This is a genomic window from Arsukibacterium indicum (genome assembly GCF_019100565.1).
Lineage (GTDB): Bacteria > Pseudomonadota > Gammaproteobacteria > Enterobacterales > Alteromonadaceae > Alishewanella > Alishewanella indicum.
In genome coordinates this window covers 96,309-111,212 of record NZ_JAHRID010000009.1, presented here as the reverse complement: position 1 = coordinate 111,212, position 14,904 = coordinate 96,309, and the positions used below count along the sequence as shown (strand labels likewise).

The window sequence follows — 14,904 nt, the reverse complement described above, 5'->3', positions numbered from 1 at the left end:
ATGACCATTAAAATTCTGCCACCGCAACTGGCGAACCAGATTGCTGCTGGCGAGGTGGTGGAGCGGCCTGCCTCAGTAGTAAAAGAACTGATTGAGAACAGCCTGGATGCCGGCGCCAGTCAGATTGATATTGATATCGAGAAAGGTGGCAGCAAGCTTATCCGTATTCGCGATAATGGCTCCGGTATTGCTGAGCAAGAACTTGTATTGGCATTAAGCCGGCATGCAACCAGTAAAATCAGTGATTTAAATGACCTGGAGCAAATTACCAGTTTGGGCTTTCGCGGTGAAGCCTTAGCCAGTATCAGCTCGGTATCCAGGCTAACGCTAACGTCGAAACCGCCAGGCCAGGTTGCGGCCTGGCAGGCGCAGGCTGAAGGGCGGGATATGGCTGTAACAGTTAAGCCGGCTGCCCATCCTGAAGGTACCAGCATTGAAGTGGTCGACTTATTTTTTAACACGCCGGCCCGGCGCAAGTTTTTGCGAACAGATAAAACAGAATTTACCCATATTGATGAACTGATAAAAAGGCTGGCGCTGAGCCGGTTCGATGTCAGCTGGCAGCTAAATCATAACGGTCAGAGTGTGCGTCGTCTGCCGCGAGCCACCACAGAGCAAGCCCGCATGAAGAGAGTGGCTATGCTATGTGGCCGGGCTTTTGCGGAACAAGCTGCTTATATCGAAAACAGCTATGGAGCGCTGAAACTCAGTGGCTGGCTGCTGTCACCGCAGGCATGCCAGAGCCAGGCTGGTTGTCAGTACAGCTACGTTAACGGCCGGATGATGCGAGATAAATTGTTAAACCATGCTATCCGGCAGGCTTATGGTGAACGAATTAATGCAGAGCAACAGCCGGGTTTTGTGCTGTATCTGCAGATACCGGCAACAGAAGTAGACGTTAATGTGCACCCGGCCAAGCATGAAGTGCGCTTTCATCAGGCACGGCTGGTGCACGATTTTGTAGTCAGTGCCCTGTCAGATGCGCTTAATCAGTTAACTGGCGAGCCAGCTTCTGCGCCATCCCAGGTAGCAGATCCGCCGGCCTCTTATATTTCAACTGATACATCTGCTGGTAATGCCAGACCGACACGCCGTCATACTTGGTCAGATCCGCAGCCGGGCTGGCCTGCTCCTTCTGCTGAGAACTCAGGCAGGCCGGAGGCCCGGCAGAGCCGGCAGCAGATCCAGTATTTGCACGGGCAATATGAAGCGGCGGGTAATCAGGTTGGGTCCGCTACCACTACTGCGGCTGTTTTTTTGCCGGCAGGGCAAGGCTTTGCAGTTGCGCAGGGCTCAGACGGTTTAGTCTTAGTGGATTTAGCGGCCAGTCTGGCCAGGCAATGGCTGGATGATGGTCAGCAGGTACCGTTGTTGCTACCACTTCGCTTAATGGTAACTCCAACAGAAAAGCAGCAGTTGCTGGCTGGTGCTGAGCTGCTGCAACAGCTGGGGTTCGATATTTTGCTACATGACAGTACCGCCATTTTCAGAGCCGTGGCGCCGTGGCTGCGTTCCACCCCGCTGAGTCAGTGGTTACTTCAGGCACTGCCATTGCTGCAACCCGCTAAACCTGCACTTAGCAGTCAGGCCATATTGTCTATGCTACTTTCATCGAATTGGCTTAGCAGTGCGGCATTGTTAGACTACTTTGCCAATGCGTTATCCGAAAGCAAACACTGGCTGGCAGTGCCCCTGGATTTAAGCAACAGTATTCAGGCAATACGCCAGCAAGGACAACTATGAGCGGCCTTCTTCCGGTTATTTTCATTATGGGGCCAACAGCGTCTGGCAAAACAGCGCTAGCAATGGAGTTGCTTAAGCTTCTGCCAGCAGAGCTTATTAGTGTTGACAGTGCGTTAATTTACCGTGGGATGGACATCGGAACTGCTAAGCCAAGCAGTGAAGAATTAATACAGGCACCCCATCATCTGCTTGATATTCTTGACCCCTGGCAAAGTTATTCTGCAGCAGATTTCCGGGATGACGCGCTGCGCCTTATCAGTGATATCCGCAAGCGCGGTAAGATACCAATACTGGTTGGCGGCACGATGTTGTATTTTAAGGCTTTGCTTGACGGTATTTCACCGTTACCGGCCGCTGACAATGCTGTCAGAGCAACGCTTGAAGCTGAAGCTGACGCCATAGGCTGGCCGGCAATGCACCGCCAGTTGCAGCAAATTGATCCGGTTTCTGCAGAACGGATTCATCCAAATGATCCGCAGCGAATAAACCGTGCGTTGGAAGTATATCGGCTGACAGGTAGCACCCTGACAGAATTAACTGCGCAAAAAGGGGAACCTTTTCCGTATAAAGTACACCAATTTGCCATTGCGCCAATTGATCGCGCCCTGTTGCATCAACGTATTGCTGACAGGTTCCGCCAGATGCTGGCTGACGGGTTTGAGCAGGAGGTTGTCCGGCTTAAAAGCTTGCCGCAGCTGCATGCCGATTTACCGGCTATGCGCTGTGTTGGTTACCGTCAGGTCTGGCAATATCTGGACGGCGAGTTTGGTTATGACGAGATGATTGCCAAGGGCATTGCCGCAACCCGGCAACTGGCAAAGCGGCAGTTGACCTGGCTAAGAGGCTGGCCGGACGTTATCTGGTTAAAAAGTGAGGCGGAACCGGCAGAAAACTTGCAAGCGGTGCTTTCTTCGCTAAGCTAGTTAAGATGGAAAAAAAAGTTAGCTTTAACAACTTGAATTAAAAAAAATAATACCTATATACAGCTCACTAATAAAAAAAGGAAAGCGGCACATGGCAAAGGGCCAATCTTTACAGGATCCATTTTTAAACACCCTCAGACGAGAGCGTATTCCGGTCTCTATTTATCTGGTGAATGGAATTAAACTTCAGGGGCAGATTGAATCTTTTGATCAATTCGTCATTTTACTTAAAAACACCGTAAGCCAGATGGTATATAAACATGCCATTTCTACCGTTGTGCCGGCTCGGGCGGTCAATACTATGGTCAGCCATGGTGCGGGTCAAAGCGACAGCGACGGCGAGGACGTGGAATAAGGCCAGGAGCAATAGCGCTTGTTTGATTTAGCCGAGCTTGCAGAACAAGCCATTCTGGTTCATGTAACCTTTCCGCAAGAGCACAGTAACGAAGATTTGCAGGAGCTTTCCATGCTGGTTGCTTCTGCAAATGTGCAAGCCATGCATACTGTTACTGCTAATCGCCGGGCACCAGACACCCGTTTATTTGTGGGTTCAGGTAAAGCCCAGGAAATTAAAACTGCCGTTGAGCAATTTGCGGCAAACGTAGTTGTTTTTAACCACATTCTTAGCCCAAGCCAAACCCGGAATCTGGAGAACTTAGTGCAAGCCAGGGTGATTGATCGAACCACCCTGATTCTGGATATTTTTGCCCAGCGCGCCAGAACGTATGAGGGCAAGTTGCAGGTTGAACTTGCTCAACTGCAACATCTTGCATCGCGGTTGGTTCGTGGTTGGGACAATGCCGAACGGCAAAAAGGTGGCATTGGTTTGCGTGGGCCAGGCGAAACCCGGCTTGAAACAGACAGGCGTCTGTTGCGTGAGAGGGTAAAGGCATTGTTGCAGCGTCTGGAGAAAATTGGTCTGCAGCGTGAACAGGGGCGTAAATCCCGCCAACGCAGTGCTACTCCTGTTGTGTCAATTGTCGGCTATACCAATGCTGGCAAATCTACCTTGTTTAACCGGCTGACCTCGGCCAGTGTTTATGCTGCTGATCAGCTTTTTGCCACGCTTGATCCGACCTTACGCCAGGTTAAACTGGATAATTTCGGGCCAATTGTGCTGGCTGATACCGTTGGTTTTATTCGTCATTTGCCTCATAACCTGGTGGCCGCTTTTAAGTCGACACTGCAGGAAACCAGAGATGCGGACCTGCAACTGCATGTTATCGATGGTGCCGACCCAAGAAAAGACGAAAACATAGCCTCAGTCCGGCAAGTGTTAACAGATATTGACGCTGACAGTGTGCCGCAGCTGCAGGTTTTTAATAAAGTAGATCAAATGGGGCAAAACGCCCGTATAGAGCATGGTGATGACGGCCTGCCCCGGGCAGTGTATCTTTCAGCACTGACCGGCGACGGTATTACATTGCTGCAGCAAGCCATCGCCAATCTGTTATCGACAGAACATATAAAACTGAAACTGGCGCTGCCGCCTCATTGTTCAGCGTTGCGGGCAAAGTTTCACGAGCTGCAGGTGATTACAACAGAGCGTTTCAATGATGACGGTGTTTGTATGCTTGAACTTCGTCTTTCGTTAGCGCAGTGGGCACGGATGTTAAAGCACAGCAATGGCGAACTGGAAAACTATATCGTCAAGGCTGCTGATATTTGATACATTAACCGTTAATTTATAACTTGAGATGGAGTTAAACATGGCTTGGAATGAGCCGGGTAACAATGGCAAAAACAACGACCCCTGGAAACAGGGCGGTCGTGACCAGGGTCCACCCGATTTAGATGAAGTATTCCGCAATTTTGGTAAGAAGTTTGGCGGTGTTTTCGGTGGTGGTAATAAATCATCTGGCAATGGCGCCTCTGCAGCATTTATTCTTATCCTTGTTATAGCGGCTATAGTGTGGGGTATCAGTGGCTTCTACACTATTAAGGATGCAGAACGCGGGGTAATACTGCGATTTGGTCAGTACCACACCGAAGTGGGTGCTGGCATCCATTGGAAACCAACCTTTATTGATACTGTTACGCCCGTTAACGTGCAGGAAGTAAAGTCACTGCGATCTGACGGCTTTATGCTGACGCAGGATCAAAACCTGGTTCGGGTAACGTTTGAGGTGCAGTATCGTATTTATAACGCCCGTGACTATCTGTTCTCAGTAGTAGATGCGGATAAAAGCTTAGGTGAAGCAACCGATGCCGCACTGCGGTTTGTTATAGGTCATTCAATCATGGATGACGTATTAACCCGTGGCCGTGAAGTCGTGCGTCAGAATACCCGTCAGGAACTGGAGTCTATCATTGCGCCTTATAATATGGGGTTGAATCTGGTTGACGTTAACTTCCGTGATGCTCGGCCACCTGAAGAAGTGCGCGATGCATTTGATGATGCAATTAAAGCTCAGGAAGATCAGGAACGTTTCGTTCAGGAAGCTCAGGCGTATGCCCGCGAAATTGAGCCACGGGCACGGGGCCAGGTTAACCGGGTAATGCAGGAAGCAGAAGCCTATAAGCAACAAATTGTACTAAAAGCACAGGGTGAGGTCGCGCGCTTTGAACAGCTGTTACCGGAATATCTGGCGGCACCAAAAGTGACCCGTGATCGTTTGTATATAGAAACCATGGAATCGGTATATAGCAATACGTCAAAAGTGATTGTAGATGTTGAAAATGGCAATAATATTATGTACTTACCATTAGATAAGTTTATGAATCAGTCTGGTGGCAGCAGTAGTAGTGGTAGTGCCAACCCAATGCCACTTCCAGCTCGGAGCACAGATAACAATGCGCCACGACAGCAGGAATCGTTGCGCAGCGGTTCGACGCGTAGCGGAAGGGGTTAAGTTATGAAAAATTTTATTATCGCTATTATTGTCGTGGTGGCAATTATCGTTGTTTCGGCATTATTTGTGGTACCGGAAGGGCAGCGGGCTATTGTTACCCAGTTTGGTAAAATTCAGCGGGACGATGCCGGTCAGGTTGTTGTATATGAGCCGGGACTGCACCTGAAAATTCCAATGATTGAAATGGTACGTAAGCTGGATTCCCGGATCCAGACCCTTGACGATCAAGCTGACCGTTTTGTTACTGCAGAGAAAAAAGATTTGCTGGTCGACAGTTATGTAAAATGGCGTATTAAAGATTTCGGCGCTTACTTTTTATCGACAGGTGGCATTACTTCTCAGGCCGAAGTACTGTTAAAGCAGTACATTAACAATGGTTTGAGAACTGAGTTTGGTGCCAGAACTATTCAGGAAATTGTCTCTGGTGAGCGGACGCAGTTGATGGAAAGTGCCTTAGCGCAAGCAGGTCAGGCGGCCAATGAGCTGGGTATTGAAGTGATTGACGTCCGGGTTAAACAAATTAACCTGCCAACTGAGGTAAGCAGTTCTATTTTCGCCCGGATGGAGGCAGAGCGGCATGCAGTGGCCCGGGAGCATCGCTCAAAGGGTATGGAAGAGTCAGATATTATCAGGGCTGATGTTGATGCCCGGGTAACCGTTATGCTGGCTGACGCTGAGCGTAATTCTCGTGCGGTTCGTGGTCAGGGTGATGCCCAGGCTGCAAAAATTTACGCCGATGTATACAACCGCAATCCCGAGTTTTATTCGTTTGTCCGGAGTCTGGAAGCGTATAAAAACAGCTTTAAGGATAAAGACGATATTATGGTGGTTCAGCCAGATAATGACTTCTTCAAATATATGAAGTCAGATAAAGTGCAAAACTAACCAGAAAGCTAAGAATAAAAAAGGCCCTGACGGGCCTTTTTCGTTAGCGCAAATTTGGGTTCATTAACCTGTGGCGGAGGCCCTATGTACCAGCATTTTTATCAGCGCTTTTTACAGGCGAATCAGGGCAGGCAACATTTTGCCAGCCACTCTCATCATTACTGGCCAGACGTTACCCGTGAGGCAACATTGGCTTACTGGGACGACAGTGCCCGGCTTGTTGATGACAAATGGCAGCATATTTTCGGGCAGATGATCCCGAATACCCAGCAGCTGATTGCTGATGTTCTTAATTTACCATCGCCTGAGCAAATTGTATTTGCAGGTAACACCCATGAATTGGTTATGCGCCTGTTCAGCTGTTTTGATTTAACTAAGCCGCTTAAGGTACTGAGCACAGATAGTGAATTTTATAGTTTTCAACGACAGGCGAAACGGTTGGCAGAATTTGAGAATGTTGAATTGATTATCGTGCCAACAGAACCTTTTACCACCTTCACAGAGCGCTTTACAGCTGAAGTGCAAGCACAGCAGCCGGATATGGTGTTTTGCAGCCAGGTTTTTTTTAATTCCGGTTATGCGATAGCTGATTTGCCCGGATTCGTCAGCGAATTGGCAGCGGCTACCGATGCCATGCTGGTGATCGACGGTTATCATGGTTTTATGGCGTTACCCACAGATCTTTCGGCGGTTGCTGAACATGCGTTTTATCTGGCAGGCAGCTATAAATATGCGCAGGGCGGCGAGGGCTGCTGTTTTATGGCGGTGCCACCAGGCAGCAATCAACGGCCCTGGTATACGGGGTGGTTTGCTGAATTTGGTACGCTGGCTGCTGAAAAATCGGCTCTGGTGTTGTATAGCAATGATGGTAATCATTTCGCGGGTGCTACCATGGACTACACCGCCCTGTACCGTTTACATGCAGTAATGCTGTTGTTCAAGCAACAAGGCATAACTGTAGGCAGAATACACCACTACGTTCAGCAGCTGCAAAAGGCCTTTTTAGCAGAACTGACACGCCAGCAGCATCCGCAATTAAACCAGAGCAATTTGTTGCTCGCTGATTTAGAACAGCACGGTCACTTTTTTACTTTTAAACTTGCAAGTAATAGTGAAGTGGCTGATTTAGCGGCGTTTTTGAAAAACAAAAGCATTGTTACCGACTATCGAGGCGACCGGTTGCGCTTTGGGTTTGGTTTATATCAAATCAGTGAGAGTTTTGATTTGTCCTGTTTGCAGCAATGATAAGCTGCACTATTCGTTAATGGCAGGATAAAAAACCAGCTTTTTTTTAGTTTCACAGCTGTAAGTTGGCCAGCGATTTGATAGAATCCTCGCCTAATTTTTTCCATGATGTAGGAACCATGGCCAAAAACGTCGTTGTGCTCGGCACTCAATGGGGTGACGAAGGAAAAGGTAAAATCGTTGACTTATTAACCGACAAAGCCAGTTATGTGGTGCGCTATCAGGGCGGTCACAATGCCGGTCATACGCTGGTTATTGATGGCGAGAAAACGGTATTGCATTTAATTCCATCAGGTATTTTGCGCGCAAATGTAAAATGTGTGATAGGTAATGGTGTTGTGCTGTCTCCGGAAGCTTTTTTAAAGGAAATGACCATGCTGGAACAGCGTGGCGTTCCGGTTAAAGAGCGGCTGTTGCTAAGCGAAGCCTGCCCGTTGATCCTGCCATTCCACGTGGCACTGGACGTAGCGCGGGAAAAAGCCCGGGGTGACAAAGCGATAGGTACTACCGGTCGCGGTATTGGCCCGGCTTACGAAGATAAAGTAGCACGCCGTGGTTTGCGCGTGGGTGACTTGTTTAACCCGGAACTCTTCGCAGAGAAGCTGAAAGTCGTTATGGAGTTGCATAACTTCACGCTGACGCAATATTACAAAGTTGAAGCGGTTGATTATCAAACCACCCTTGATAACGCGCTGGCAATGGCAGATTTGCTGAAGTCTATGGTGGTAGATGTCACCGATTTGCTGGATAAAGCCCGCAAAAATGGTGACAACATCATGTTTGAAGGTGCTCAGGGTACCCTGCTTGATATTGACCACGGTACTTATCCTTATGTCACCTCTTCCAATACAACAGCAGGCGGTGTAGCAACCGGCTGTGGCTTTGGCCCACGTTATCTTGATTACGTGCTTGGTATTGTAAAAGCATATACTACCCGTGTCGGTTCCGGCCCGTTTCCAACTGAGCTTAATTGCGCAGTGGGTGAGCATCTGGGCGTCAAAGGTCACGAGTTTGGTGCTACTACCGGACGGAAACGTCGTACCGGTTGGTTTGATGCGGTAGCCGTTCGTCGTGCTGTTCAGCTGAACAGTATTTCCGGCTTTTGTCTTACCAAGCTGGATGTGCTCGATGGCCTTGAAAACATCAGTATCTGTGTTGGGTACAAGCAACCTGACGGTACCGTGCTGGATACACCACCACTGGCAGCAGAAGGTTATGAGGCAGTAACACCGGTTTATGAAACGATGCCGGGCTGGTCTGCAAACACCTTTGGTATTCAGCAACTGGAACAATTGCCGCAGGCTGCGCGTGATTATATCAGCCGGCTGGAGCAGTTAACCGGGGTGCCAATTGACATTGTCTCCACCGGGCCGGACAGGGTGCAAACCATAGTGTTAACGCATCCGTTTGCCTAACCCAATCGTATAAAATAACGCTGCCATTTGGTGGCGTTTTTTTATAGGCTGTAGCCATGAAGGTTGGAGGTGTGTGATGAATAAGCTTCTGGTGATGTTTTTAAGCCTGCTACTGGTGGGTTGTGGCGGTTCTGATAGTTCAGATGTGGCTGATAACAACGTTGCTGAATGCAGCGGTACCGACATTAACAGTCAGCTTTACTGTAAGTTGAATGCTGATTACCTGTGGTATGACGAATTAAAAACGGGTGTTAACCCGCTGGCATTTAGCACACCCTCCGCATATTTAGCTCAGGTAATTGCTGATAGGGATCGCTACAGCTTTGTTATGACTGAGCAGCAATATCAGGATCGGTACATTAACGCCGTGTTTTTTGGGTATGGTTTCGCCACTCAACGTACAGACAATAATACGGCACTGCAGGTTTTGTATGTGTATGACGCCGGCTCAGCTGCCCAGCGTGGCTTAAGTCGGGCGGATAAAATCATAGAAATTGATGGTATCAGCGTTGCTGAGTGGTTAGCCCGACTTGATGCCGGTACTGCCACCAGTGATGATATATATGGCCCGAATGAAGAAGGGGTGGTGCGCCAGTTTGTCTGGCGTAAGCCTGATAACAGCCAGCAACAAGCTGACTTTGTTAAAAGTACCGTTAGTACTAACACAGTGATGCATCGTTCGGTTACACAATTAGGCGATAAGACAATCGGCTATCTGGTATTCAACACCTTTATCGAATTATCTGAAACCGAGTTGGAACAGGCTTTCAGTTTTTTTGCTCAGCAAAATATCGATGAACTGGTATTAGATTTACGTTATAACGGCGGCGGTTTAATCCGGGTGGCCAATCAACTGAGCTCGCAAATCGCATTTCCTAAGTTACAGGGCAATATATTCGTTAAGTATCGCTATAACGATAAAAACATCCAGAAAAACAGTACTGTGGGCTTTGCACTGGGTGCTGGCCGTACCAATTTGAACTTACCCCGGGTATTTGTATTAACCACAGCAGGTAGCTGCTCTTCCAGTGAGCTTGTGATCAATGCCCTGAGCCCTTTTATCGACGTGGTGCAAATTGGTGAAACCACTTGTGGTAAACCTGTCGGACAGGTGCCTGATCGGGTGGGAGATTACCGTTTGTTCGCAATTAACTTTCAAACAGTAAATGCACTTGATTTTGGTGATTACTTTGACGGCCTTAGCCCAAACTGCCCGGTAAATGCTGCGGTGACTGGTGACTGGGGAGTAATGGATGACCCACTGTACGCCGAAGCGCTGGCTTACATAAACAACGGAAGGTGCTCAGCAGTTGCGGTAACTAGTCAGGGGCTTGAACAGCGTCGCGCTCAGCAGCGGGTGCAACCACAATGGCTGCGTTATAATGAGCAGTAAGCAGCAATGGCGTGTTTTTTGCAGACGAATATTATTGGTCAGCATAAATGAACGGTTAATTGACACCCTATGAAATCAGCTATGTTATTACCAGTTTTCTTGCTTGTATCAGCTTTGATAACTGTGCCAGCAGCCAATGCTCAGCAAGTAGATGCTGTGCAACTGTACAGTCAGGATGAGTTGTTAGATCTGATTAAAACTAACAGTCATTTACGTCGGGTCCGGGCTGATGATTGTCAGTTGGTGCAGGATATTGAAGCCAGGGCAGATATTATGCGGCTGCCCGCTTACCAGTTTTTATATGGCGACATGCTGGCGTACGCAGTATGTGTGCCACGTAACGTGGAGCGGGGCTGGGATTTAATGTTGCAGGCTGCCGCGCAAGGCTTACCTGAAGCATTGGAGCAGGTTGGCCGCTACTATCATATTGGCCGCTTTGTCCAGGTTGATATTGATAAAGCGCTGGTATACCTGCATGAAGCAGCTGCGATGGGCAACCTGAATGCTAAGTTGCGTTATGCGCAGTTGCTGGTTGATGGCCATGGCTCACCGGTTGATTTTGAACAAAGTTATCGCTGGCTGCATCATGCCATTAGTGCAGATCAGGGTACTCATGCTAGAATACAGCAACTTCTGCAACAGCTTGCCAAAAAGATGCCAGAACGGGTTGTGGCCAGTGCCAGACGACCTGTCAGATGAAATTCATCCAATGTGACGGCTTAGCTGTTACACTCAATATATGAAAACAGGAAAAAAAGTTTAATTAATGACGGTCAATGATCCGCATCTTGCGCGTGAGCAAGAAAAATATGAAAACCCCATCCCCAGCCGGGAATTTATTCTGGCGCACATCGAAAAACGGCAACAACCTGCTTATTTTGACGAACTGGTTACCGAGCTTGGCCTGACCGATGATGATGCCATTTTTGCCCTGAAAAAGCGTTTGCGGGCAATGGAACGGGATGGTCAGCTTATTTTCACCAAGACTAAACGCTATGGTCTGGTTGACCATATGGACCTGGTAAAAGGTATTGTTATCGGCCACCGGGAAGGTTTCGGTTTTCTGAAGCTGGAGCAGGGTGGGCCGGACTGGTATTTGCCTTATCATGAAATGCAACGGGTGCTGCCGGGTGATAAAGTGCTGGCGACCGCAGCGGCAATGAAAAGTAAAGATAAAGTGGAAGCCAGGGTTGTACGGGTGCTGGAGCCACGCAACGAGCCAATAGTAGGCCGCTATTACAAAGATAATGCGGTATGCGTGGTGGTACCAGATGACCCCAGGATTACTCAGGACATTATGATCCCTGAAGGCGAGCAGGGTGCTGCACGCCATGGCCAAATTGTATTAGTTGAAATAACGCAGCGCCCGTCGAAACGGGTAAGTGCAGTCGGCAAAGTAATTGAAGTATTGGGCGAGCATATGGCGCCCGGAATGGAAATTGAAGTTGCTATCCGTAATCATCAGATCCCGCATGAATTTCCCGAAGCCGTATTACAGCAAGTAGCTAAATACGGCGAGCAGGTGCCCGAGGACGCTAAGCTGGGGCGGGTCGATCTGACCAGGTTGCCCCTAGTGACCATCGATGGTGAAGATGCCCGAGATTTTGATGATGCCGTGTATGCTGAAGCCAAAGAAAACGGCGGCTGGAAACTGTGGGTTGCCATTGCCGATGTCAGTGCATACGTTAAACCAGAAACGCCACTGGATCGCAGTGCACTGGAACGTGGAAACTCGGTTTACTTCCCCGACCACGTGGTGCCGATGTTGCCTGAAGCGTTGTCAAATGGCCTGTGTTCGCTTAACCCGCATACCGATCGCTTATGTTTTGTGGCTGAAATGCATATTAGTGCCAGCGGCAAACTGGAGAGCTATCAGTTTTATGAAGCGGTAATGCACTCGGCCGCCCGTTTTACTTATAACAAAGTGCACGCCATTTTGCAGGGCGACCCAGAGCTGCGTAAGCAATATGAAGCGAACCTGACCAACCTGGAAACCTTGTACAGCCTTTATAAAAAACTGGCTAAAGTACGTGGCCAGCGCGGTGCTATCGAGTTTGAAACGGTCGAAACCCGCTTTATTTTTAACAGTCACCGTAAAATTGAACAAATCGTACCGGTGCATCGCAATGAAGCCCATAAAATCATTGAAGAATGTATGATTATGGCTAATGTTGCCTCGGCGCGCTTTATTGAGAAGCATGAGGCTCATGCCTTGTTCCGGGTGCATGAACGGCCTGATGGTGACCGTTTTGCCAATTTCAGGCGTTTTTTAGCCGAACTGGGAATTGAGGCCAACCTGTCGAGCGAACCCACACCGCTGGAGTTAACTCAGGTATTGGCAGATCTCTCCGACCGGCCCGATCGCGAACTGATTGAAACGACTATGCTGCGCTCGATGAAACAAGCGGTATATCAGGGCGACAATCAGGGCCATTTTGGCCTGGCGCTGGAGGCCTATGCGCATTTTACTTCGCCTATTCGTCGCTATCCGGATTTAGTATTACACAGGGCGATTAAGGCGATTTTGCTTAAGCAAAACCAAAAGGTCAGCGGTGAGCGAGCCTACAGTGAGAAAGAGATAAGCCATTTTGGTGAGCAATGTTCAATGACTGAACGCCGGGCTGATGATGCCACCCGCGAAGTATCTGACTGGTTAAAATGCGAATATATGCAGGATCACCTTGGTACAGAGTTCGAGGGTGTGGTGTCAACCGTCACCAACTTTGGCTTGTTTGTCAGGCTTAGTGATTTGTACATCGAAGGCCTGGTCCATGTCACTTCATTACAAAACGATTATTATCGGTTTGATGCCGAACGTCAGGTGTTGCTGGGTGAGCACAGTGGTATCAGTTACCGGATGGGTGATCAGGTAAAGGTAAAAGTTTTAGCGGTGAGCCTGGAATCACGCAAAATTGATTTAGCCGTGGTCGGTGAGCCAAAACACAATGTGTCGGGTCGGGCAGTAAAAGCCAGCCGTAATGCTGCTTTTGCTGAAAAAGAGGCAAAAGCCGCTGGTGCTGGGCGCCGCAATGCAAAAGGCCAGGAACGTGGCACCAAAAAGCCAGCCGCTAAAGTGTCAGCTAAAGCTAAACCTGCAAAAAGTGGTGCTAAAAAGCCGCGACGCCGGGCAAAGAAATCATAAGCGGTCAGGTTAATCAATTTAAGAGCGTAGAATAAGTATGAGCGCAGATTTTGTATTTGGTATTCATGCGGTTAATGCCCTGCTAGAACGGGCACCGCAGGATATTTTAGAACTGTTTATCATGAAAGACCGTGAAGATAAGCGGATGCAGCCGCTGATTCAACAAGCACGACAAAATGGTATTTCAGTTCAGTTCTGCAACCGCAGAACCCTTGATGACATGGTAAATGGCCAGCATCAGGGCATCGTGGCCAAAGCGCGTTTAGCCAGCAGTGGCAATGAGAGTGACCTGGCAACCTTGCTGGAGCAAAAAGATAAGCCATTTTTATTGGTGTTGGATGGTGTTACCGATCCGCACAACCTCGGTGCGATTTTACGAAGTGCCGACGCCGCCGGAGTTCATGCGGTTATTTCCCCGAAAGACCGCTCGGCAAAGTTAACATCGGTTGTACGAAAAGTTGCCTGTGGTGCCGCCGAAGCGGTACCTTTTATTACGGTAACCAACTTAGCCCGCACTTTGCGTGAATTACAGGACGCCGGTGTCTGGGTTGTTGGCACTGCCGGTGAAACCGACACCACAATCTATCAGGCCGATTTTAAAGGCCCGTTAGCGCTGGTGTTAGGCGCCGAAGGTGAAGGTTTGCGTCGGTTAACCCGCGAAACCTGCGACAGCCTGGTAAAAATACCGATGTTTGGTTCAGTATCGAGCCTCAATGTGTCAGTCGCAGCAGGAATTTGCCTGTTTGAAGCCGTAAGACAGAGAACTTAACTGAACCCCGATATTCTGCTTGTTATTTACCCGCTAACTCCGTAAAATACGCGACCTTCGGCCATACACTCACGTTCCTTGCCTCTATGCGAGCCCGGCCGAGCTCACCCGAGGCTTACTAACCGTAAGGAGCTACAATGCGTCATTACGAAATCGTTTTTATGGTTCACCCTGATCAGAGTGAACAAGTGCCTGGTATGATTGAGCGTTACACTGGCGCAATCAAAGAAGCGGGCGGTACTATCCACCGTTTAGAAGACTGGGGCCGCCGTCAACTGGCTTACCCAATCCAAAAACTGCATAAAGCACACTATGTGCTGATGAATGTGGAAGCACCACAAACAGTGATTGATGAGCTGGAAACTAACTTCCGTTACAACGATGCGGTATTACGTAACCTTATTATGCGCACTAACGGTGCCGTAGTTGAGCCATCTCCAATGGCTAAGGTACGTGAAGAGCGTTCACGTGACGACCGTCCTCGTGACCGTGCTCCTCGTGAATCAGAAGAGCAGGTAGAAAACGAAGAGTAAGTTT

General features: G+C 48.8%; 13 protein-coding genes. All 13 read left to right on the top strand.

The window, feature by feature from the left end; genetic code table 11:
* The 13 genes from mutL to rpsF all read left to right on the top strand — a co-directional run bounded on the left by mutL (position 1) and on the right by rpsF (position 14,900).
* Entirely contained in the window at positions 1 to 1,743 is a 1,743-nt protein-coding gene (gene mutL / locus KQY15_RS16715) for a DNA mismatch repair endonuclease MutL (RefSeq protein WP_217671057.1), read from the top strand.
* Entirely contained in the window at positions 1,740 to 2,666 is a 927-nt protein-coding gene (gene miaA, locus KQY15_RS16710; RefSeq protein WP_217671056.1) for a tRNA (adenosine(37)-N6)-dimethylallyltransferase MiaA, read from the top strand. Before mutL ends, miaA begins: the two co-directional genes overlap by 4 nt.
* A 91-nt stretch (positions 2,667 to 2,757) precedes the next feature.
* Positions 2,758 to 3,021, top strand: coding sequence for an RNA chaperone Hfq (hfq, locus tag KQY15_RS16705; protein ID WP_217671055.1), 264 nt, complete (start codon positions 2,758 to 2,760; stop codon positions 3,019 to 3,021).
* Positions 3,022 to 3,039: 18 nt separating this feature from the next.
* Entirely contained in the window at positions 3,040 to 4,335 is a 1,296-nt protein-coding gene (hflX, locus tag KQY15_RS16700; RefSeq protein WP_217671054.1) for a ribosome rescue GTPase HflX, read from the top strand.
* A gap of 40 nt (positions 4,336 to 4,375) precedes the next feature.
* Entirely contained in the window at positions 4,376 to 5,518 is a 1,143-nt protein-coding gene (gene hflK, locus KQY15_RS16695; protein WP_217671053.1) for an FtsH protease activity modulator HflK, read from the top strand.
* A gap of 3 nt (positions 5,519 to 5,521) precedes the next feature.
* Positions 5,522 to 6,403, top strand: coding sequence for a protease modulator HflC (hflC, locus tag KQY15_RS16690; RefSeq protein ID WP_217671052.1), 882 nt, complete (start codon positions 5,522 to 5,524; stop codon positions 6,401 to 6,403).
* Positions 6,404 to 6,487: 84 nt separating this feature from the next.
* Positions 6,488 to 7,648, top strand: a complete 1,161-nt coding sequence (locus KQY15_RS16685) for an aminotransferase class V-fold PLP-dependent enzyme (protein ID WP_217671051.1) — start codon at positions 6,488 to 6,490, stop codon at positions 7,646 to 7,648.
* Between the two features lie 119 nt (positions 7,649 to 7,767).
* Positions 7,768 to 9,063 (top strand): adenylosuccinate synthase, encoded by a 1,296-nt coding sequence (locus tag KQY15_RS16680; RefSeq protein WP_217671050.1) that lies wholly within the window; start codon positions 7,768 to 7,770, stop codon positions 9,061 to 9,063.
* 76 nt (positions 9,064 to 9,139) lie between these two features.
* A complete protein-coding gene (locus tag KQY15_RS16675) occupies positions 9,140 to 10,456 on the top strand; it encodes a S41 family peptidase (RefSeq protein WP_217671049.1) in 1,317 nt (438 codons plus the stop codon).
* Positions 10,457 to 10,537: 81 nt separating this feature from the next.
* The gene (locus tag KQY15_RS16670; RefSeq protein WP_254795786.1) at positions 10,538 to 11,155 is read left to right on the top strand and encodes a tetratricopeptide repeat protein; all 618 of its coding nucleotides are present in this window, start codon (positions 10,538 to 10,540) and stop codon (positions 11,153 to 11,155) included.
* A gap of 67 nt (positions 11,156 to 11,222) precedes the next feature.
* Positions 11,223 to 13,598 (top strand): ribonuclease R, encoded by a 2,376-nt coding sequence (rnr, locus tag KQY15_RS16665; protein ID WP_217671047.1) that lies wholly within the window; start codon positions 11,223 to 11,225, stop codon positions 13,596 to 13,598.
* A 37-nt stretch (positions 13,599 to 13,635) separates the two neighbouring features.
* Positions 13,636 to 14,367, top strand: coding sequence for a 23S rRNA (guanosine(2251)-2'-O)-methyltransferase RlmB (gene rlmB / locus KQY15_RS16660; protein ID WP_217671046.1), 732 nt, complete (start codon positions 13,636 to 13,638; stop codon positions 14,365 to 14,367).
* A 137-nt stretch (positions 14,368 to 14,504) separates the two neighbouring features.
* Complete coding sequence (gene rpsF, locus KQY15_RS16655; RefSeq protein WP_217671045.1) at positions 14,505 to 14,900, top strand: 30S ribosomal protein S6; 396 nt, start codon at positions 14,505 to 14,507, stop codon at positions 14,898 to 14,900.
* Positions 14,901 to 14,904: the final 4 nt, after the last annotated feature.